Source organism: Mycobacterium angelicum (assembly GCF_002086155.1).
Taxonomy (GTDB): domain Bacteria; phylum Actinomycetota; class Actinomycetes; order Mycobacteriales; family Mycobacteriaceae; genus Mycobacterium; species Mycobacterium angelicum.
On record NZ_MVHE01000001.1, the window covers coordinates 205,632 to 228,136 of the forward strand.

The following is a 22,505-nucleotide window of genomic DNA, read 5'->3' on the forward strand; positions in this document are numbered from 1 at the left end:
GCGTCACACGGCGCAGTCAGAGCAGGTCGAGCAGGAAGGGCAGTTCCTGGGTGGCATACCAGGCCAGGTCGTGGTCCTGGGCGTCACCGACCACCAGCTCGGCGTCCTCGTCGCCCAGGTCCGCGTCATCGATGACCGCGATAGCCGCCGTCACCGCCGGCTCTGCGCCGACGTTGTCGACATAGGCGGCCACAACCCGGTCCATCGCCACCGGTGCGCTTAACCTGACGACGGCGTCGTCGAGGTCGGGTCGGTATTTGGCCTCGTCGACCTCGGCGGCCACGACCGCGCGCCGCGGCAGCGCCTCACCTTCCTGACCGGCCAGCAGACGCAACGACGCGAGCGCCGCCTCATGCAGCGCCACCTCGGCGAGTTCGTCGTCGTCGCCCTCGGCGTAGGACTCGCGCAATGCCGGTGTGACCGCAAACGCGGTGCCGTTGACCGGCCACAACGATCCCTCGGCGACGAGCTGTTGCAGCATCGCCAGGGTGGCCGGAATGTACACCTGCATCATCTGATCAACGTTGCCGCGTAGTCGACGACGTAGTTCGACAGCTCCCGGGGCGGCCGCTGGTAGTTACCGCTGGCGACCGGTCGTTCGGGCAACTTGACCTCCGGCGTTTTCACTTCGCAGTAGTCGATCGTGGACAGCAAGTGGGACATCATATTCAGCCGCGCATGCTTCTTGATATCGGATTCCACGATGTACCAGGGGCTGACGGGCGTATCGGTGTGCACCATCATCTCGTCCTTGGCGCGTGAATAGTCCTCCCACCGATACACCGATTCCAAGTCCATCGTGCTGAGTTTCCATTGCCGGACAGGGTCATTGCGCCTGGCCTTGAATCGGCGCAGCTGTTCGGCTTCAGACACTGAGAACCAGTACTTGCGCAACAGGATGCCGTCGTCGATCAGCATCTGCTCGAAGAGCGGCGTCTGCCGCAAGAACAGCACATACTCTTGCGGCGTACAGAATCCCATGACCTTTTCGATCCCGGCGCGGTTGTACCAGGACCGGTCGAAGAGCACGATTTCGCCCCTGGCGGGCAGGTGGGCGATATAGCGCTGGTAGTACCACTGGCCGCGTTCGCGATCGGTGGGCACCGGCAGGGCGGCGATTTGGGCGCTGCGCGGGCTGAGATATTCGGTGATCCGTTTGATGGCACCGCCCTTGCCGGCCGCGTCACGGCCCTCAAAGATGATGACGATGCGCGCGCCGGTAGTCCGCGCCCACTCCTGCAGCTTCACGAATTCCGTTTGGAGCCGGAACAATTCGGCTGCATACACGCTATTGGAGATCTTGGGTATCTCGGATCGGCCTGGTTTCGTTTTCTTCGCCGTGCTCACATCAACGGATGTTATCCGCACGCAGCGGTTTTCACGCCGCTACCGGGAAGCTACCGGGTACCTTCGAGAAGCTCTTCCAGTGCTTGGTTCAGCAGCCCCGGCAACAGATCGACATCACTCATCGCGTCGCGGTCGGCATTGATCCCGTAATAGAGCATGCCGTTATAGGACGTCACGCTGATGGCCAAAGCCTGGTTGTGCAACAACGGCGGCACGGCATAGGTCTCGAGCAACTTGGTACCGGCGACGTACATCTGCGACTGCGCTCCAGGCGCATTGGTGATCAGCAGGTTGAACAATCGCGCCGAAAAAGTCGTGGCCACCCGGATCCCCATGGCATGCAGGGTGGGTGGCGCAAACCCGGACAACGTGACGATCGTCCTGGCATCGACCAGGCTGGCGGCCGTCGGGTTCGACTCGGTGGCGTGCGCGATCTGCGACAGCCGCACCACTGCGTTACCCTCCCCCACCGGCAGGTCGACCAGGAACGGGGTGACCTGACTGATCGCCTGCCCCGGTCCGGTGGAGTCCAGTTGGTCATCGGCATAGACCGACAGCGGCGCCATTGCCCGCACCGTCGCCGTCGGGGCCAGCGCTTCACCGCGCGACATCAGCCAATTGCTCAGCGCCCCGGCCACCACCGCCAGCACCACATCGTTGATGTCGCAGTCATAGCGAGCCCGCACCGCCCGATAGTCCTCGAGCCGTCCGCGGGCGACCGTGAACCGCCGATTGCGCGACACGGTGGCATTGAGCGGACTGCTGGGGGCGGTGCCGCGCGCCACCGTGCGCGCGACGTCGAGGACCCGCCGCCCGGCGTCGACGAGCTGGCTGTAGCTGGTGGCCACTCCCGCGACCGCGGAGCCGACGGCCTGCAGTTGCGCGCCCGGCCCCACCACCCAGTCGCCGATCGCGCCGAGCACCAACCGCGTGTCGCCGGGATCGCGTTCCGGTATCCAGATGTCTTCGGGGAAGGCCGGTGGGCGCCGGGTCCGATCGGCGATGACGTGGCCGATCTCCAGCGCGCTCATGCCGTTGATCAACGCCTGGTGTGACTTGGTGTAGAGGGCGACGCGGTTTTTGGCCAGGCCCTCGACGAGGTACATCTCCCACAGCGGCCGCGACTTGTCGAGCGGTCGTGCGGCCAGCCGCGCGATCAGCTCGTGCAGTTGCTCGTCGCTGCCGGGCGAGGGCAGCGCCGATCGCCGGACGTGATAGGTGATGTCGAAGTCGGGATCGTCGAGCCAGACCGGCCGGGCCAGGTGAACCGGGTAGCCGATCTTGACTTGGCGGACCTTCTGCCGGTAGCGCGGTATCTGCGGTAGCCGCTGTTCGACAGTGGCCAGCAGCGTCTCATAGCTCAAGCCGGCGCGCGGGCGGCGCAGGATCGACAACGATCCCACGTACATTGGGGTGGCGGTGTTCTCCAGCCGATAGAAGGACGCGTCCGCCGGGGACAACCGGGTCACCATTACGGTGCTGTCCTCCTTGTCAATTCATCGACTGTTCCGGCGCGAAAACACGCCGGCCACATTTGTGCAATGATTTCCCGCGGTCAGGAAACCCTGAACAACAACCGTCTGCCACTCTCCAGCAGCCTTCCCCGTCCCGGTAGTGAAGTTTGGAGAGTGCCCGGTGACCACTGCTCCCATCGTGGGCCCGCCCCGCCGCAAGACCCGCGCCGTCATGCCCGTGGTCGACTACGAACCCCCGACGCGAAACCTCCCGCAGTGCGGGCCATCATCCCACGCGCCGGCGCGGTTGCACACTCCCAGTGTTCGCCAACTTTCTCCCCGGCCGCCGGTGGCCCCGGCCGAGACGGTGCGGTCGGTGCAGATGCGCCAGGCGGCGATGTTCTCCGACGCCGCCCTGCGCCGGGTTCTGGAAGTCATCGACCGTCGCCGTCCGGCGGCTCAATTGCGCGCGGTGCTGGCACCCAGTCTCGTCGACTCGGTGCGCTCGGTCAGCCGCGCAATGACAGCCTCGACAGGCACGGCGACGCTGCGCCGGATGCGGCTACAGCCGGCCGGATGCGAGGTAGGCGACAACGCGGCCGAGGTCTGCGGCACCTATAGCCGCGGCGGCCGGATACACGCGATCGCCTGCCGCGTGGAGCAAACGGCGGCCGGCGGATGGCTGGTCGTCGCCCTGCACATCGGCTGAAGAGGGATACGGTGAGCCGATGGAAGGCAACACAGTCAGCGTCGAACGCGTCATCAAAGCCGCCCCCGACCAGATCTTCGCGTTGCTGGCCGACGCGGGGAAACACGCCAGCTTCGACGGTTCGGATTCGGTGAATCACGCTTCCGCAGCGTCGGTGCCCCTGTCGAAGGGCGCGAAATTCGGGATGGCCATGCGGGGCCGCAAGGAGACCCTGTTCATCCCCTACCGAACCACCAACACCGTCATCGAATTCGAACCGGACCGCCGCATCGCGTGGCAGACCGTCGGGATGGGTGGCTTTGTGGGCGGCCGGATCTGGCGATATGAACTGCAGGCCGTCGACGGGGGCACGCTGGTTCGCGAGACCTGGGATGTGTCGCAGGACAAGCAGAAGTGGTTGATCACCAGCGGCTCGATGCCCGAGCTGACCGCCAACGGCATGCGTGCCACCCTGGACCGCATCGCTGCCCTGCTCGAAAGTTAGTTGTTGCCAACCGTTTCGGCGCTGTGCCGGCGCGGCATGGGAACCAGCATCGGCACGTCGCGGCGGTAGGCGCGGTAGTTGTCGCCCAGCTGAGTCACCAGATCGCGCTCCTCCAATTGCAGGGCGATCAGGATGTACGCGGTGATGCCGATCGAGAAGAACAGGTGCCCGCCCGTCATCGTGGGTGTGGCCCAGAACGCGATCAGGAAACCGAGCATCAGCGGATGGCGCACCAGGCGGTACAGCAGGTGGCTGCTGAAATGCAGTTCGGTGTAAGGCTTTCCGCGCCCAGCCAGGTACACCTGGCGCAGACCGAACAGGTCGAAATGGTTGATCATGAACGTGGTGCCGAATGCTATCGCCCAGCCCAGCCAGAACAGCACCCACATGGCCCAGCGGCCGAATGGCTGGCGCACGTCCCAGATGAGCGCCGGCATCGTTCGCCACTGCCAATACAGCAGCAGCAGCGCCAGGCTCGACAACAGCACGTAGGTGCTGCGCTCGATCTGGGTCGGCACCAATCGCGTCCACCACTTCTTGAATCCCGGTCTGGCCATCACACTGTGCTGGACTGCGAAGACGCCAAGCAGCGCGGTGTTGATCAGGACCGCCTGCCACAGTGGGCCGGCGATCCCGTGGTCGAGGGTGCGCGGCACCGCGACGCCGCTCACGAAACCGATTGCATACAGGAAGGAGACGACGAAGATCAGATAGGCCGCCGCGCCGTAGCCGATTGTCAAGTAGCGCTTCATGGTGCGATTGTCCGCCGGAAAGCCCCCTCCGAACATGGGGCGGATGCCTCAATTCAGGACGAGTTACGCACTAACTAGGCCATTGGCGAGCGCGTACATGCTGGCTCCGATGCGGTTGGAGACGCCGATCTTGGCGTAGGTTCGCTCGACGTGGTTGCGCGCGGTCTTTTCGCTGATCACCAGTTGTCCCGCGATCTGTTTGTTGGACGCGCCGCGGGCAACCAGGCACAGCACCTCCAGCTCTCGGGGAGTGAGCCCGTCCGGACGCAGCTTCGGCCGCGGCGCGCGATGTCCCGCGGCATGCAGTACCGCCTCGACGGCGGCCGAGTCGAGCTCGCCCGCCTGCGCCCGCGCCCGAAGCCGCCGCGCCGCGGAGTCCGGCGTCAGTTGTTGGCGGTATGGCCTTGGCTCGCAACCGGATTGGTAGCTCACGGCGGCGGCCAGGATGCGGTCGGGCAGGCTCAACGCGGTGCCGGCCAGACCGCGCGGGTATCCCGACCCGTCGAGGCACTCATGATGATTACCGGCGACCTCGGCGAGCTTCCGCAGCCCCGGAACCTGATTGAGGATCCGCACGGTGAAATACGGGTGCAGACGGACGCGCTCGAACTCGGCCGCCGTCAGTCCCCCTGGCCTGGACCAGATTTGATTCGATACCCCGATGCGACCCAGGTCGTGCACATGGCCGGCACGCCTGGTCAGAGCCGCCGCATCGTGGTCAAGCCCCGCTGCCGAGGCCGCATCACCGGCCAGGCGTGCCACACCGCGCGCATGCCCGAGGGTGAATGGGCACTTGAGGTCCACGAAGTCGCCGAGTGCGACGAGCAGTGCGTCCAGCGACTTGTCGTCGAGGCGATGGCGGTAATCGGGGGCGGCCTGCAGAGCCGCGGCCCACGCGTCGCCGGTCAGCGGGCCGGCCAAGATGGCTTCGGGGTCGGTGAGAAACGTGTCGGCCACCGCAGGATCGAACTGCCCGCCGCGGCGGCCGCGCACCATCGCGACGGCGCCCGCCACCCCGTATGTGCGGTGGTGCACCTCGGCCATCTCCGCCAGTTGCGCGACCCGCATCTGAACGGGGATCGCATCGCCGCGCGCGCCGGTGGGCAGGCCGCCGCCGTCGTAGCGCTCGAAGGTGAAGGCCAGCGCGGCTTGTACGTTGGGGCCCAAGCCAATTCGATCGGCCAGCAGTGCCGCCGACATACAGTGCGAGTGGATCATCTGGGACAGCTGGCCGCGCGCGTTGACGAACAGCGTTGCCATGACGTTGAGCCGCTGCATCAGCGACTGCCCACGGCCGACATTGCCGGCCAGGAAGCGCCAGTACGGCAGCCCGGACCAATCGATCAGGTAGGAGTCATGCCGCACGGCGATGTCATCGCCGAACCATCGCGCGTATTCATGGGAATCGGCGTGACATCCGATCCACATGATCAGCGTCGTGTAGTACGCGCAATCACGCTGCTCTCGGTTCAGCCCCAGTCGATCGGCGAGCCGGGTCGCGATGAGCGCGGAGCGCAGCATGTGTTCGGCAGGCTGTCCCAACCCCAGATCGATCGCCACCGACAGCGCCGCGAGCAACTCGGCGCGCGTGGGCAACTCTGAAGTGCCGGACATCACCAACCTATTGTGCCCAGCTGACAGTGCGGTCGACGGCATGATGACGAGCCGCGTCGAAATTCTCGAAGTGTCCCGAGCCCACCACGAACAGACCACGCTGCGGCGGCCGGAACCCGGCGAGCCGCGGCTGCTGTGGCAGCGGTGCCACCGGTCCGAGGTCCACGTCGCCCAGCACGGCGCGTGAGCCCGCCACCGACCACACCCGGCTGGGCGCGATCATGAAGCGCTGGCCGTTGGGCGCGGTTCCGGCGAGGCGGAGTTGTCCCGCATGCAGCGTCGGCCCGGCCGCCCGGCCCAGCGCACCCAGCACGAGCCGGTTCGTCCAGGCGCTGGCCGGCAGCCATCCACCGAGCGCGGTCATCAGCCGCGTCGAAGCCGTGGCGCGGATGTCGATCTCCCACTCGAGCAGCCCCGCGATGCCCACGAACAGCGACCACGGCGTTACCCACGCGACGTCGATATCGCACTGGACGGCGGCGTTGGGCGTGACCGTGCTGAAGTAGCGCGAGCAGCTCTGCGGCCCTGGCGTCGTCGCGTAGAACGTCCAGCTGCCGTTCGGATCGCGGTGCCAGACCGATCGATAGGCCGGCGCGAAGGAGGCCGCCGGAAAATCCCGCAGGGCGAGGTAGTGCCCGCTGGCGAAGGGCAGGCCCATCACCCCGAAGCCGACGAACCGTTCGTCGGCTCCATCGGGCAACACGGGGTTTTGCAGGACGGCGGTGACGGCGTCGAGGGGGGTGCGGAACTTGGTCATGCGGAAAGGGTGCGCGCCTGGCGCCCTCCCGCACATGAGGCGGGTGCCTCAAATTCTGCGAGTCGGCCCTAGCGCCGGGGCCGCACACCCGCCCGAGCGTGAAGCCAGCCTCACGCTCGACGCTCAACGTGAAGCTGGCTTCACGTTCGGCGCTGAAAAGCTACCTAGCGCTTCTTCACCGACTTCGGCGGCTTGGCGCCGCGACCTTGTTGCCGGGCCGCCGCGCGCCGTTCACGCCGGCTGCCGCCGCCGGCCACGCCGGCCGGCGTCTTGGCGCCACCGTTGCGCTGCAGCTGCGCCGAACCGTCCTCCGACGGACCGGAGTAGGTGAGCGCAGGCGCTTCGTCATCGATTCCCTTGGCGCGCAAGGTGCTTGGCGCCTCTTCGCGTTTGGTTTCAGCCGGGGCCGCATTCGCCAGCTCGGCGAGACCTTCGGGCGCTTCCACCGGGGCGACGTCGACCTGCGGAGCCGGAACCGCTTCCACGGTGACGTTGAACAGAAAGCCGACGGATTCCTCTTTCATGCCGTCGAGCATTGCCATGAACATGTCATAGCCCTCGCGCTGGTACTCGACCAGCGGATCGCGCTGGGCCATCGCGCGCAACCCGATGCCCTCTTTGAGGTAGTCCATCTCGTAGAGGTGCTCGCGCCACTTTCGGTCGATGACGTTGAGCAACACGTTGCGTTCCAGCTGACGCATCGCGCCCTCGCCGCCGATTTCCTCCAGCTCGGCTTCCCTTGCGGCATAAGCACGTTCGGCGTCTTTGAGCAGCGCGTCGAGCAACTCGTCCCGGGTGAGGTCGTCGCGCTCGGAGTCGTCGTCGTGGCGGATCAGCGTCTCGTGGGAGATTCCGACCGGGTACAGAGTCTTGAGCGCCGTCCACAACGCGTCGAGGTCCCAGTCCTCGGCATAGCCCTCGCTGGTCGCGCCGTCGACGTAGGCGGTGATGACGTCGACGAGCATGTCGGTGGCCTGCTTCTGCAGGTCCTCGCCCTCGAGGATGCGGCGGCGTTCGGCGTAGATGACCTTGCGCTGCTGGTTCATCACCTCGTCGTACTTGAGGACGTTCTTTCGGACCTCGAAGTTCTGCTGCTCGACCTGGGTCTGGGCGCTCTTGATGGCGCGGGTGACCATCTTTGCCTCGATCGGCACGTCGTCGGGCAGGTTAAGCCTGGTCAACAAGGTTTCCAAGGCAGCGCCGTTGAACCGGCGCATCAGCTCGTCGCCCAGCGACAGGTAGAAGCGCGACTCGCCCGGGTCGCCCTGGCGGCCGGACCGGCCGCGCAGCTGGTTGTCGATGCGCCGGGACTCGTGGCGTTCGGTGCCGAGGACGTAAAGTCCGCCGGCCTCGATGACCTCCTCGGCCTCCTTGCCGGCTTCCTCTTTGACGATCGGCAGTTCCTCGTGCCAGGCCTGCTCGTACTCTTCCGGCGTTTCCACCGGGTCCAGGCCGCGCTCGCGCAGCCGCTTGTCGGTGAGGAAGTCGACGTTGCCGCCCAGCACGATGTCGGTGCCGCGGCCGGCCATGTTGGTGGCCACGGTGATGCCGCCGCGCCGGCCCGCCACGGCGATGATGCCGGCCTCCTGCTCGTGGTACTTGGCGTTGAGCACGTTGTGCGGGATGCGCCGCTTGGTGAACTGCCGCGACAGATACTCCGAGCGCTCCACGCTGGTGGTGCCGATCAGGACCGGCTGGCCCTGCTCGTAGCGCTCGGAGACGTCGTCGACCACCGCGATGTACTTGGCTTCCTCGGTCTTGTAGATGAGGTCGGACTGGTCTTCGCGGACCATCGGCTTGTTGGTCGGAATGGAGACCACGCCCAGCTTGTAGATCTCGTGCAGCTCGGCCGCCTCGGTCTGGGCGGTGCCCGTCATGCCGGCCAGCTTGTCGTAGAGCCGGAAGTAGTTTTGCAGCGTGATGGTGGCCAGCGTCTGGTTCTCGGCCTTGATCTCGACGTGCTCCTTGGCCTCGATGGCCTGGTGCATGCCCTCGTTGTAACGGCGGCCGATCAGCACGCGACCGGTGAACTCGTCGACGATCAGCACCTCGCCGTCGCGGACGATGTAGTCCTTGTCGCGGCTGAACAGCTCCTTGGCCTTCAGCGCGTTGTTGAGGTAGCTGACCAGCGGTGAGTTGGCCGCCTCATAGAGGTTGTCGATGCCGAGCTGGTCCTCGACGAACTCCACTCCTTTTTCGTGCACGCCGACGGTGCGTTTGCGCAGGTCAACCTCGTAGTGCAGGTCCTTTTCCATCAGCGGCGCCAGTCGGGCGAATTCGGTGTACCAGTTGGAGGCGCCGTCGGCGGGGCCGGAAATGATCAGCGGGGTGCGGGCCTCGTCGATCAGGATGGAGTCGACCTCGTCGACGACGGCGAAGTTGTGCCCGCGCTGCACCAGCTCTTCGAGCGAGTGGGCCATGTTGTCGCGCAGATAGTCGAAGCCGAACTCGTTGTTGGTGCCGTAGGTGATGTCGGCGTTGTAGGCGGCGCGCCGCTGCTCGGGCGTCATCTGCGCGAGGATGACGCCGACGTCCAGGCCCAGGAACCGGTGCACCCGGCCCATCCATTCGCTGTCGCGTTTGGCCAGGTAGTCGTTGACGGTGACGACGTGCACGCCCTTGCCGGCCAGCGCATTGAGGTAGGCCGGCAACACGCAGGTCAGGGTCTTACCCTCACCGGTCTTCATCTCGGCGACGTTGCCCAGGTGCAGCGCCGCGGCGCCCATCACCTGAACGTCGAACGGGCGCTGGTCGAGCACCCGCCAGGCGGCCTCGCGGGCCACGGCAAACGCCTCGGGCAGCAGATCGTCGAGATCCTCGCCGTCTTCCAGGCGCTTCTTGAACTCTCCGGTCTTGGCCCTCAGCTCATCGTCGGTGAGCTTCTCGACGTCGTCAGACAACGTGTTGACGTAGTCGGCGACCTTCCGGAGGCGCTTGACCATGCGACCTTCACCAAGGCGCAGCAACTTCGACAGCACAGTGTTGTCCCCTTTTGGGATGTTCCCTTGTGGGTAGGAGTCTTCTTCTTCTTCTTTAGTAAGCGCCCCCCATCCTAGGAGCGATCGCTAGCCCGGCGTAGCCGGGCGCGGCGGGTCGCGACCAAATGGGCTAGGAGCGATCGCTAGCCCGGCGTAGCCGGGCGCTGGGGGCACCTCCCGCTTGCGGGGGACGGGTCGCGACCAAATGGTAGGTGACGGCCCGCTAAGCCAAGCGAATCAAGCCGTAGTCGTAGGCGTGCCTGCGGTAGACCACCGACGGCCGGTCGCTGTCCTTGTCGTGGAACAGGAAGAAGTCGTGCCCGACCAGCTCCATTTCGTAGAGCGCGTCGTCGACGGTCATCGGCTTGGCCGGGTGTTCCTTGGTTCGCACGATGCGCCCCGGCTCGTGGTCCACATCGGCACCGTCGTGTTCGCCGGGCTCGGCACTGTTGGTGTCGAACGCCTTTTCCAGGGGCGGCACCACCGCGGTGGCGGCGGCCAGGGATACCGGAGTCTTGTCGCCGTAGTGCACTTTGCGCCGATCCTTGACGCGGCGCAGCCGTCTTTCCAGTTTGGCGACCGCCGACTCGAATGCGGCGTAGAAGCTGTTGGCGCAGCCTTCGCCGCGGACCACCGGCCCGCGGCCGCGAGCGGTGATCTCCACGTGCTGACAGGACTTGCGCTGACGTCGGTTGCGTTCGTGATCGAGTTCGACGTCGAACAGGTAAATAGTTCGGTCGAACCGCTCCAGCCGGGCGAGTTTTTGGGAGACGTAAACGCGGTAGTGGTCGGGGATCTCGACGTTGCGGCCTTTGACGACGACCTCGGCATTGGGCGTCGCTTCAGAATCGGCCGGTTCTTGGTCCAGAGCCTGCCCGGAGCCCACGGAAAGTCTTGACATACGTGACTACTCGTTTCTCTTCTCACGTCACACGCGCCCTGCGTGCACGGCGTTGAACTACGCGCCGACGGGGTTGGAGCGGTGCTGCGATGCCACCGCCGAGGCTGCCCGCCGGAGCAAGATTTCGAATACTCACCTCCTTGCGCGGGTGTACGTCAACTTGTACTGCAACCTGCGAAATCGCGACCGTGAGTCAGTAAATGTTGTTTCCGACGTTAGCTCGTGTTCGCCTCACCGTGCCACCAATTTGGCACACCTGTTTGCAGTTCTTGGCGTTCTCTTGGCAACTTCTTTGGTTCTCGTTTTTTGGTTCATGCTGCTCCGTTCATGCCGCCGCGATCGCCAGCACCGCGGCGACCCGAATACCGGCGGCGCCCAGCACCCGCACCGACTCGCGCGCCGTCGCCCCGGTGGTCACGATGTCGTCGATGAGCATCACTTCGTGGCGCGGTCGCCGGCCGCGCAGCAGCACCCGCCCGGCGATGTTGCGCTCCCGGTCCGAGGTGTCCAGGCCCACCGAATCGCGAGCCTGCGCCCGCATGCGCAGCGCCCGGACGACCGCGATCTCCGGGTGGTCTGCGACCGCCGTCGCCGCGATGCGGGCGACGGGATCGCCACCGCGCCGCCGCGCCGCCGATCGCCGCGTCGGTGCCGGCACGATCGTCAGCGGGGCGTCGAGCATGCCCCAGCACAGCAACCGGTGGAGACCGAGGGCCAGGGCGTGGGCCAGCGGTACGACGAGGTCGGCGCGGCCATGTTCCTTCAACGCCAGGATCGCCTGGCGCCGCGCGCCGACGTAGCGGCCCAGCGCGAATACCGGCACCTGCGGGTCGATGCGGGGAGTCACCACGCGCGGTTCGGCGGCTGCCGCCGACAGCTCCGCGGCGCACACCGCGCACCAGCGGGTCGACGGCGCTCCGCAGCCGCCGCATGCCAATGGAAGAACGAGGTCCAGCACATGTGCAGTGTGGCGGGCACCCCTGACAAATTGTGGTCAGCCGGGTGTGTGCACGAGCGAATCCAGATCTCGTACCGAGGGGGCCTCGAACAATTCGCGCACAGTCAGCCGGGCGTCGAGGGACGCATTGATCGCAGCGACTACCCGCAGCGCCGAAATGGAATCACCACCCAGGTCGAAGAAGGAGTCATCGACGCCGACCGGGCCCGCGGCCAGCACCTCGGCGTAGATGCCGGCCAGAATCTCCTGGGTGCGGCTCGCCGGCGCCCGGTAGCGCGGGATCGGTGCCGCTCGACCATCGACCGGGGTGCGCTCGCCGTCGGCGCGCGCAGTCGACGACAACGGCCGGTCCGGGTCGGCAACCATTGCGTCCAGCACCCGCGTCAACTGATCGATCAGCGTTCGAATGTCCTCCACCCCGAAAATGTCGGTGGCGAATTCGACCCGCAGCACGAGTTCGGGGCCTGGAAGGGCGATCAGGTTCAGTGGGTAGTGGGTGAACTCGTAGCCGGTGCTGCCGGTGACAGTCAGCTCCCGGCCGTCGGGCTGGGTACCGGTGTCGTAGGGATAGTTCTGGTAGCGAAACAGCGTGTCGAACAGCCTGGCATGACCGGTGACGCGGTGTATGTCCACCAGTGGCAGGTGTTGGTGTTCGTGGATGGCGCTATGGGCGATTTGCAGTTGGTCAAGTAGCTGTGCAGGGGTGGTTTGCGCGGTGAAGGTGGCGCGCACCGGAACGGTGTTGATGAACAGGCCCACCATCGACTGCATTTCGGCCAGATCGGCCGGCCTCCCCGAGACGGTCATGCCGAACACCACGTCTTGCTGCCCGGTCAGCCAGCTCAGCAGGCACGCCCAGGCGGCCTGCAACACGGTGCTGACCGTGGTGTGGTGTGCGCGCGCCAGGCTCGTGAGCGCAGCGGTGGTGGTCTTGGACAGGGAAAAGGTCTTCGCGTCTTTGTCGGTCAACCCGAACACATCGGCCTTGCCAACCAGTGTGGGGGTTGTCAGCCCGGTCAGCAGCCGGCCCCACGCCGCTTGAGCGGCGTCGCGATCTTGGGCGGCCAACCAGGACAGAAAGCCCCGATAGGGCGCGGGCGTGGGCAACGGCAGCGAGTCGTAACCGGCGAATATCTCCCGCAACATGATCGGCAGCGACCAGCCGTCGAACACGATGTGGTGGTTGGTCAGCACGAGCCGATATTGCTCTGCACCCGTGCGGATCAGGGTCGCCCGCACCGGGCAGCAGCGGGCGAGGTCCACGACCTCGCGACGTTCGCCGGCACAGATCTGCTCGATCCTGCTGTCCTGTCCGGGTTCGCCGGCCAGATCGATGCAGTGCCACGGCAGTCCGGCGTCAGCCAGGATGACTTGCACCGGCGGGTGGGACCGGTCGACAACGAACCTGGCCGCCAGGTTGGGGTGGCGATCAAGGAGCGCTTGCACGGCGGCATGCAACCGCCGGGGGTCCAGCCGACCGGATAGGCCGATGTTGATCTGTACCACGTACGGATCGGCCTGGCCCAGTCCGTATTGGTGCCCGGCGCTGGTGTGGAACAAGAAACCCTGCTGCAGCGCGGTCAGCGGCAGAATATCGGCCAGCTCATACCGCATCTCGAGACGGTCGATCTGCTGCTGGTTGAGGCCGGTCAGGGGCACGTCAGTGGGAGTCAGCCCGCCCCCGCCGCGTCGTACGACGGCGCAGATGCCAGCCAGCGCGTCGAACCAGAGTTGGTTGACCGCAGCGATCTGGGCGCCGTCAAGGCCCGACGACGGCGCCCACGTCCAGTTGGCGTGCAGCACGGGGCCGGCGGGGCTGTCGATGGTCGCCGCGTTGAGGCCGACGCTGTGCATGAGTTGCATGGGCAGCGCCGCGCGAGCGGAATCGCTGAAAAGCGTTTCACCACTTGTCATTTGCCATGCTTGCGCGGGTGCGGCCGGGTCCGCAGTGCCCAGCCGGCCCAGGTAGTTGAAGCCGATCGACGGGTCACAGCCGGCGAGCTCGACATCGGTGTTCAGGTAGCGCAGCAAACCGTAGCTGAGCCCGTCCGGGACCGCGCGCAGTTGCTCTTTGAGGTCCTTGGTCACCGCGGCCAACGCCGCTGCGCCGTCTCGAACCTGTTGCCATTCCAGGTTTTCCACGAGCAGAGCAACCGGGTATTTGGCGGTGAACCACCCGACCGTCTGGGACAGATCGACCTCGTCCGCCAACCCTTCGTCGCGGCCGTGACTCTCGACGTCGATGCACACCGGCGTACCCGCACAATTCAGGAACTGCGTCCACGCCATCGCGAATGCGATGAGCAGAATATCTTGGACCCTGGCGTGAAATGCCGCGGGGACTTCGCCGATGAGCGAGCGGGTGGTGGCGGCATCCAGGGTCAGCGAAAGGTGTTGTGCGCTGGCAAATGTGTCCGCCGTTGGGTCGAGCGGCGGCAGCACCGGCCGGACCGCTGCAATGCGCCGCCACGTCGCGGCCTGATCGACGACGCCGGCGCTGTGGGCGTGCGCGCACAGCAGCGAAGCCCACCGACGAAACGACGTGCCCTGCGGCGCCAGCACGGGGCGGTGGCCGGCGCGGCGCTGATTCCACGCGGCGTTGAGGTCGTCCAACAGGATCCGCCACGACACCCCGTCTACGGCCAGATGATGGACCACCAAAACCAGTTCCGCCGTCGCCGACGCCCACACCGCACTCACCATCACGCCGGCGCCCGGATCCAGCCGGCGCCGGGCCGCTAGCAGCGCATTGTCGGAAATCATCGCGACCTGCTGCACACAAGCTTGTGCATGCACCGAACCCGGTTCGGGCACCGACAGCGACCATCCGCTGCCGCCGGGCTGATTGGTCACCCGCGCCCGCAACATGGCATGGCGATCCAGCAATGCCCGCACCAACTCGACCACGTCGGCGTCACACACCCCGGCCGGAGCGCGGATCAGGACCGTTTGACTGAACTGTTCAAGCGAGCCTTGCAGCCCGTGCAGCCAGTGCATGATTGGTGTCGCGGTCACCTCCCCGGCGGCGTCGTCGGTCGGGTCCTGCTCGGCACCCACGACGCCGGCGCCTCGAGCAAGCGCGGCCACCGTCCGCGCCGCGAAGACGTCGTGCGGTCTGCACACCACACCGGCGGCACGCGCCCGCGCGGCAACCTGGATAGCCGAAATGCTGTCCCCGCCAAGCTCGAAGAACGAGTCGTCGACCGACACCCGTTCGACGCCAAGCACTTCGGTGTATATAGCGGCCAGGATGGTTTCGGCTGCGCTGCCGGGCGCACGGTAATCGGTGCGGCCGTAGCTGGGTGCCTGCAGGGCGCGGGTGTCGAGTTTGCCGTTGGCGGTCAACGGCAGTTCGGGAACCATCACCACCGCGGCGGGCATCATGTAGTCCGGCAGCCGGGCGGACAGGGCGTGGCGCGCCGCCGCCGGATCGATTGTGCCCGTGGCATACCCGACCAACCTTTTGTCGCCCGGGCGATCTTCGCGGACGATCACGGCGGCCTGGTCCACGCCGGCAAGGCCGGCCAGTGCCGACCTGATTTCGCCCAACTCGATGCGATACCCGCGGATCTTGACCTGTTCGTCGGCGCGCCCGAGGAATTCCAGTTGCCCGTCGGCTCGCCAGCGCACCAGATCGCCGGTGCGATACATTCGGCTGCCCGCTGCGCCGAACGGGCAGGCCACAAACCGTGCCGCAGTCAATCCCAATCGCTGCCAGTAGCCATAGCCCACCCCCGCGCCGGCGACGTACAGTTCGGCGGCGACGCCGACGGGGACCGGCCGCAACCAGCCGTCCAGCGCGAACAGCGCCGTCCCCGACAGCGGTGACCCGATCGCCGGCGCACCGGATCCGGGTCGGAGCGGGGCGCTCATCGAGGCATAAATGGTGGTCTCGGTTGGGCCGTACGCATTGACCATCGATCGCGCGCCGGCCCACCGGTCCACCACTTCGGCAGGACACGTCTCCCCGGCCACCACCAGCGTGGCCGACTCCAGGCCGTGCGCGGGCAATGCCGCTGCGGCCGAAGGGGTTTGGCTCAGCACGCTGACGCGCTCGGAGATCAGCAGTGCGTGGAGGTCGGCCGGGGAGCGAGTGACTGTTGCGGGTACCACCACGAGCTGTCCGCCGTGCAGCAGCGCACCCCAGATCTCCCAGGACGAGAAATCGAAGGCATACGAATGACATTGGCTCCATACCTGTCGGGCCGCGGGGGTGAGGCCGGCGGGCAGCGCGCCGAACAATTGAATGATGTTGCGATGGTTGACCGCTACGCCCTTCGGGATACCGGTCGTGCCTGAGGTGTAGATGACGTGGGCGACGTTGTCGGGGTGCGGCGCCGGCGGTGCGTGGGTGGGCTGGGCGGCCAGTTGCGGGTCGTCGATATCGATCACCGCCATGTCGTGTCCGGTCAGCCGGGAGCGTAGGTCGGCGGTGGTGAGCGCGGCTACCGGGGCGGCGTCTTCGAGCATGAACGCCATCCGAGCCTCCGGCTGCGCGGGGTCGATGGGTAGATATCCGGCGCCGGTCTTGAGCACCGCCAAGATCGCGGCGACGGCCCGAGCCGAACGTGGGGCGAGCAGCGCAACCATCGCACCTGGGCCGACGCCGTGCCCAATCAGTCTGTGCGCCAACCGGTTTGCCGCGCAGTCAAGGTCGCGATAGCTAATCCGGTTCCGCTCGAACACCACGGCGATCGCGTCGGGAGTGCGTGCCACTTGCGCGGCGAACAGCTCCGGAATCGATACCGGCGCGGCGGGGACGGCCGCCAGCGCGGCCCGGTTGCTGATCTGATCGAGGTGCGCCTGGGCTTGCTCGTCGAGCAGCTCGATCGACGACAACCGCCCGGCGGGATCGGCGGTCATGGCGGCCAGGACGCGGTTCAGGCCATCGATGAGGGTGTCGACGCCGGCCGCGTCAAACACGTCGGTGGCGTATTCGAGCCGCAGCCGCAGCCGCGGTCCGGGCGCGACGACGAGCACCAGCGGATAGTGGGTGAATTCGTATCCGTCGATGTCGGTGATGGCGACCGATGGGACGCCCGATGAGGTGTCAATCGGATAGTTCTCGTAGACCAGCAATGTGTCGAATAGCTTGGCATGTCCGCTGATTCGGTGAACCTCACTCAGCGCCAGGTGTTGATGGTCCACGGTTGCGGTGTATGCCGATTGCAGTTGGTCAAGCAGTCCGGCGGTGGTGCTGGCCGCGGTCAGCCGAGCGCGTACCGCGACGGTATTGACCAACAAGCCCACCATCGACTCGACCCCGGCCAGCTCGGCCGGGCGCAGCGCGACCACACTGCCGAACACCACATCGTGCCGGCCGGTCCACCAGGCCAGCAGCTGCGCCCACGCCGCCTGCAGCACGGTGCTGACCGTGGTCTGCTGCGCCCGCGCCAACCGGGTCAAGGCCTCGGTGGTGGCCACCGGCAGCGTGAACGTCCGCACCCGCTTGTCGCCCACTCCAACCGTGTCAGGCGGGCCGACCAGCGTCGGCGCGGTCAGGCCCTCCAGCACGGCCCGCCAGGCGGTGTGGGCGCTGTGGCGATCCTGGGCGTTCAGCCACGACACAAACCGGCGGTAGGGCACCGGAACGGGCAGCGGCTGCCCGTCGTAGCCGGCCAGGATCTCGCGCAACACCACCGCCAGCGACCAGCCGCCCAGCACGATGTGGTGGTTGGTCAGGACGAACCGGTGCCGGCCGTCGGCGATGCGAATCAGCGCGGCCCTGAACGGAGTTCCGACAGCCAGATCCAGCACCGCGGCCCGTTCTTCGGCGGCCAGCTGCTGTAGCTGCTCGTCATGGCTGAGCCGCAGATAGCGCCATGGCAGTTGCGGGTCCGCCGGGATGATCTGCACCGGCTCGCCAAGCCCGTCGGTGACGAACCCGGCCGCCAGGTTCGGATGGCGGCGCAGCACCGCCTGGACCGCGTCGCGTAACCGCTTCGGTTCGATCTCCCCGGCGAGGCCGACGTCGACCTGCACCGCATAGGCATCGTCGGGCCCGGCTGCGCTGCCGGCGTGGAACAACAATCCGTGCTGCAGGGCGGACAGCGGCAGGATGTCGGCGATCGCGTACCGGCGGTCGAAGTCGTCGATTTGCTGTTGCGTCAAGCGCAGGGGGGTCAGGTCGGACGGGGTGAAGCCGCCGCCGCCCCGGCGAACCTGCGCGCAGATCCCGCCCAGGGCCTGAAACCACAGCGTGCTGACCCGCCGGATGGCCGCTTCGTCAAGCACCGAGGCCGCCCAGGTCCAGTTGGCGACCAGCTCCGGGCCGGCGTCGGTGTCGAGGGTCAGCGCATTGACTTCTACGGTGTGCGGCAACACGATTGGCGCCGCCGCACCCGGCACCGGGCTCGCGATCTGCCAGCTGTCACCGTTGCCCGGAGCCCCGAGCCGGCCCAGATAGTTGAATCCGATCGACGGGTCCGGTCCACCCAGCTCCGCCTCGGGGTTGAGGTAGCGCAGCAAACCGTAACTCAGTCCGTCCGGAAGGGCTCGAAGCTGCTCCTTGAGCTCTTTGACCACCGTCTCCAGCCGTGACCCGCCGTCGCGCACGGCGGGCCACTGCGGCGGATCGATCACCAGCGCGACGGGATATTTGGCGGTGAACCAGCCGACCGTCGATGCCAGATCGACGTCGGGTGCCAGGTCTTCGTGGCGGCCGTGAGCCTCGACATCGATAGCGAAAGGCTCAGTGCTGCCGAGGAATTCGCGCCACGCCAACGCGAACGCGATCAACAGAATGTCGTGCACCCCGCTGTGGAACGCCTCGGGCACCGCGCCCAGCAACATGCGCGTCGTCTCGGCATCCAGCGACACCGACAGCTGGCCGGCGGTGACAAACGTGTCCGTTTCCGGCTGCGGGGCCGGTAGAGCCGGCTGCACCTGCTGAATGCGCCGCCAGGCGTCCAGCTGCTTGGCCACGTCCGTGCTGCGTGCGTGCTCGGCCAGCACCGCGGCCCAGCGCTGAAAAGAGGTGCCCTGCAATGGCAATCGCACCGGCTGCCCGGCCCGCTGCTGCGCCCACGCGGTGTTGAGATCATCCAGCAGAATCCGCCAGGACACCCCGTCGACGGCCAGATGGTGAATCACCAAGACCAGCTGAGCCGTCGAGCACACCCACAACCCGCTGACCATCACCCCGGCAGCCGGATTCAGCCGACGACGTGCAGCCACCAACGCCGCATCGCACCACGTCGGCACCGACTGCACACACGCACCGGCATGCACCGAGCCCGCCTCAGCCACCCACAGCGAACCATCTGAAACCAGCCGCGCCCGCAACATGGCGTGGCGATCGAGCAACGCCTGCACCGACGCCAGCACCTCGGGCCATCCCACTCGCGCCGGGGCCTGCAACACCATCGCCTGGTTGAACTGCTCCACCAAACCCGTCAAGCCCAGCCACCACCCGATGATCGGTGTCCTGGCCACCGCCCCGGTGCCGGCGTCGGCCACCGCGGCCACCCCGATCCGCGCCACCCGCGCCAGCCCGGCCACCGTGCGTTCGGTGAACACATCGCGCGGCCGGCACACCACCCCGGCCTCGCGCGCCCGCGCCACCACCTGCATCGAGGAAATGCTGTCGCCGCCCAGATCGAAGAACGACTCCTCCACCCCCACCCGCGCCAGGCCCAAAACCTGGGCGAAAATCCCGGCCAGCACCTCCTCCACGGCATTGGCCGGTCCGCGATACCGCCCCACCTCGCCATACTCGGGAGCCGGCAACGCGCGCGCGTCCAACTTCCCGTTGACCGTCAACGGCAATTCACCCACCACCACGACCGCCGCGGGAACCATGAAGTGCGGCAACCGCTGCGCCAACTGCGCACGCACCGCCGCGGTATCCACCACCCCGGTGACATAACCCACCAACCGCTTGTCCCCCGCGCGGTCCTCGCGGGCGACCACCACCGCCTGCCCCACCCCGTCGAGTTCGGCCAATGCCGCGGTGACCTCGCCGGGCTCGATGCGATATCCGCGGATCTTGACCTGCTCGTCGGCCCGGCCCAGGAAATCCAGCTGGCCGTCGGCATCACGCCGCACCACGTCGCCGGTGCGGTACATACGCATCCCGGGCGCCCCGTCCGGGCATGCCACGAACCGAGACGCCGTCAAACCCGGCCGCCGCCAATACCCACATCCCACCCCCGCGCCGGCCACATACAACTCGCCCACCACCCCGGCGGGTACCGGCCGCAGCCAGTCATCGAGTACGAAGAAACCCAGAGTCGCCAACGGCAGGCCGAGCGGACTGACGCCGCTGCGCACGTCGCCGGCGACGATCTCCCGCATGGATGCGTGCACCGTGGTCTCGGTGGTGCCGTACATGTTGATCAGCCGCGGCCGGCCCGGCCGCTCGTCCAGCCACGCCGCGATCCGTTGCGGCTGCAGCGCCTCGCCCCCGAATACGACGGTGTCCAGCGCCAGTTGACCTCGCAGCTCTGGCTGTCCCGCATCCGCAGCCAGCAGGGCATAAAACGCCGACGGCGTCTGGCTCAGCACGTTGACCCGTTCGGCCGCCAATAGACCAAGCAGGTCCGAGGGGGATCGGGTGATGGCTTCGGGGACCACCACCAGCCGGCCGCCGTGCAGCAGCGCCCCCCAGATCTCCCAGACCGATACGTCGAAGGCGTAGGAATGCCAGTGGCTCCAGACCTGCCCCGGCGCCGGCGCCAGCTGGCCGCGCACAGCGGTGAATAGCTGGGTGACGTTGCGGTGGGTGATCGCCACGCCTTTGGGGGTTCCGGTGGTGCCCGAGGTGTAGATCAGGTAGGCGACGTCGTCCGGGTCCGGATAAGACGGGCCCGTGCAGGGCTGGCTGCCGACGGCATTGACGTCGAGCACCGCAAGGCCTGGTGCCTGTAGTCGCGCGGCGAGGGTAGCGGTGCTCAGCCCGATTTTCGGTTGCGCATCGTCGAGCAGCAACGAGATGCGGGCAGCCGGGTAGGCGGGATCCACCGGCAGATACGCCGCTCCGGTCTTGAGCACCGCCAGGATCGCGAAGACCGTTTGGGCCGAGCGCTCCAACAACAGCGCCACCACGTCGCCCGGGCCCACCCCGTGCCCAGTCAGCAGATGGGCGACCCGGTTGGCGGCCTCATCCAGGCGGCGATAGCTCCACTGGTCAGCGTTGCACACCAGTGCCGTCGCCTCCGGGCGCTGCGCGACCTGGGCGGCGAACAATGCCGGGATCGACGCCGCCGCCGGCGGTGTGGCGGTCAGTACCGCGCTGTTGCCCGCCTCGTCGAGTCGGGCGCGGTTTGCCGCACCGAGCAGATCCAGCGACGACAACCGGTGAGCCGGATCGGCGGTCACCGCCATTAACACCCGCTCGATCCGCTTCACCAGATCAGCGCTATCGAAATCCGCAAATGGCCGGCCCGCGCCGACGGTACTCAAAAAGAGGTGGTCACCGTCTCGGACGAAGAAGAAGCCGAAATGGCTCACCCAGCCGAAAGTCCGATACACCGCCTGCGCCGGAGCCCCGTCAAAAGGCATGATAGTCGTGCTGGGCAGGAAATTAATGGCCACTCGATTGACCGCCGGCTGCATAAATTGCACCGGAAAGCGTTGATGTTGCATTGCCTCACGTATCCGCGCGTGTACGTGCCGGCAAAAAACGCCGATCGCCGATTCCGCCGGAGCCGTCAACACCAATGGCACTATCCCGGCAATTGTTCCGGGAAAGGTCATTAATTGCGGACTGGTGCGCCGGCTGACCGGGAAATCGAGCACCACTTCTGATCCGCCCCCAGCCCAGGCCCGGACGATAAGCGCGCAGGCCGCCGTGATGACCGACGATCGACGAATACCCAACTCCCCGGCGAATTCGTCGACTTGTCGCACCACGGCGGGGTCCAGCCGAATCGGAGCCGAAGCCGTGCACGGATCGCAGTCCTCGACATTCGGCAGTCGGTGAACCGACCCGGTCTCCGTCGGCAGGTTCGCCCGCCAATAGACCTCATCCTGGTGGTATTCCTCGGATCCCTCGTACTCCAGCTCGCAATCGACCATGTCTTGCAGTGAGCCGAAGAGCGGCGGCGGCGCCGGCGTCCCCGAGGCCATCGCGGTGTAGACGGCCGCGATCCGATTGGCCCACAGCACCGAGCCGAATCCGTCAACCACTAGGTGGTGGCAACAGATGAATAGATAGGATTGGTCGGCCCGGGTGCGAAACAACGCGAATCGGAAGAGCGGTTCGGCAAACGACATCGGTGTCCGCTGTATGGATGAACCCAACCGAAAAGCCTCCGGCACGGGATCGTGCAGATCGGTCAAGTCGAAAATGGGAAATTCGACGTCGGGGTACTTGGCTGTTTTCTGCAGGACTTCGCCGTCGGCCTCAAAAAATACGGCGCTGGCCGGCTCGGCCTCCGCCACGGCCTGACATATCGATTTTTTGAGCAGGCCAACGTCGACGTTGCCATTGATGACGACGAACTGACTGACCTGCCATTCTGTTTTCAATCCGTCTATTTCCTGGGACAACCAAATGCCAAGCTGTCCGCGAGTTAGTGGGAGCAACTTTTCCATACGCAGCACCTTCTA

At 66.7% G+C, this 22,505-nt stretch carries 12 protein-coding genes; 2 read left to right on the forward strand and 10 right to left on the reverse strand.

Going from position 1 to position 22,505, the window contains the following annotated elements; translation table 11 throughout:
- Nucleotides 1-16: 16 nt before the first annotated feature.
- From BST12_RS00970 to BST12_RS32795, 3 genes are read right to left on the reverse strand one after another with little or no spacing between them, the layout of a single operon-like run.
- Nucleotides 17-514 (reverse strand): DUF6912 family protein, encoded by a 498-nt coding sequence (locus BST12_RS00970; RefSeq protein WP_139801425.1) that lies wholly within the window; start codon nt 512-514, stop codon nt 17-19.
- Nucleotides 511-1,347 carry a polyphosphate kinase 2 gene (gene ppk2 / locus BST12_RS00975; RefSeq protein WP_372510937.1) on the reverse strand — a complete coding sequence of 279 codons (837 nt, stop codon included), beginning with the start codon at nt 1,345-1,347 and terminating at the stop codon, nt 511-513. The genes BST12_RS00970 and ppk2 overlap by 4 nt, the downstream gene beginning before the upstream one ends.
- Before the next feature lie 50 nt (nt 1,348-1,397).
- On the reverse strand, nt 1,398-2,819 hold the full coding sequence (locus tag BST12_RS32795) for a WS/DGAT/MGAT family O-acyltransferase (RefSeq protein ID WP_083111114.1): 1,422 nt from the start codon (nt 2,817-2,819) through the stop codon (nt 1,398-1,400).
- Between the two features lie 163 nt (nt 2,820-2,982).
- Here BST12_RS32795 and BST12_RS00985 point away from each other — a divergent pair, with 163 nt between their 5' ends.
- Both BST12_RS00985 and BST12_RS00990 read left to right on the forward strand, forming a co-directional pair.
- On the forward strand, nt 2,983-3,510 hold the full coding sequence (locus BST12_RS00985) for an Rv3235 family protein (RefSeq protein WP_372510938.1): 528 nt from the start codon (nt 2,983-2,985) through the stop codon (nt 3,508-3,510).
- A 19-nt stretch (nt 3,511-3,529) separates the two neighbouring features.
- Nucleotides 3,530-3,994, forward strand: coding sequence for an SRPBCC family protein (locus tag BST12_RS00990; RefSeq protein WP_083111115.1), 465 nt, complete (start codon nt 3,530-3,532; stop codon nt 3,992-3,994).
- Here the strand turns inward: BST12_RS00990 and mddA are convergent.
- From mddA to BST12_RS01025, 7 genes are all read right to left on the reverse strand, one after another.
- Entirely contained in the window at nt 3,991-4,746 is a 756-nt protein-coding gene (mddA, locus tag BST12_RS00995; RefSeq protein WP_083111227.1) for a methanethiol S-methyltransferase, read from the reverse strand. The two genes, BST12_RS00990 and mddA, sit on opposite strands and share 4 nt — an antisense overlap.
- Before the next feature lie 63 nt (nt 4,747-4,809).
- The gene (locus BST12_RS01000; RefSeq protein ID WP_083111228.1) at nt 4,810-6,360 is read right to left on the reverse strand and encodes an HD domain-containing phosphohydrolase; all 1,551 of its coding nucleotides are present in this window, start codon (nt 6,358-6,360) and stop codon (nt 4,810-4,812) included.
- A 7-nt stretch (nt 6,361-6,367) separates the two neighbouring features.
- A complete protein-coding gene (locus BST12_RS01005; protein WP_083111116.1) occupies nt 6,368-7,117 on the reverse strand; it encodes an MBL fold metallo-hydrolase in 750 nt (249 codons plus the stop codon).
- 164 nt (nt 7,118-7,281) lie between these two features.
- Nucleotides 7,282-10,095 carry a preprotein translocase subunit SecA gene (secA, locus tag BST12_RS01010; RefSeq protein ID WP_083111117.1) on the reverse strand — a complete coding sequence of 938 codons (2,814 nt, stop codon included), beginning with the start codon at nt 10,093-10,095 and terminating at the stop codon, nt 7,282-7,284.
- Nucleotides 10,096-10,318: 223 nt separating this feature from the next.
- The gene (hpf, locus tag BST12_RS01015) at nt 10,319-10,996 is read right to left on the reverse strand and encodes a ribosome hibernation-promoting factor, HPF/YfiA family (RefSeq protein ID WP_083111118.1); all 678 of its coding nucleotides are present in this window, start codon (nt 10,994-10,996) and stop codon (nt 10,319-10,321) included.
- 325 nt (nt 10,997-11,321) lie between these two features.
- On the reverse strand, nt 11,322-11,954 hold the full coding sequence (locus tag BST12_RS01020) for a ComF family protein (RefSeq protein ID WP_083111119.1): 633 nt from the start codon (nt 11,952-11,954) through the stop codon (nt 11,322-11,324).
- A 36-nt stretch (nt 11,955-11,990) separates the two neighbouring features.
- On the reverse strand, nt 11,991-22,490 hold the full coding sequence (locus tag BST12_RS01025) for a non-ribosomal peptide synthetase (RefSeq protein ID WP_139801426.1): 10,500 nt from the start codon (nt 22,488-22,490) through the stop codon (nt 11,991-11,993).
- Between the last annotated feature and the right edge of the window lie 15 nt (nt 22,491-22,505).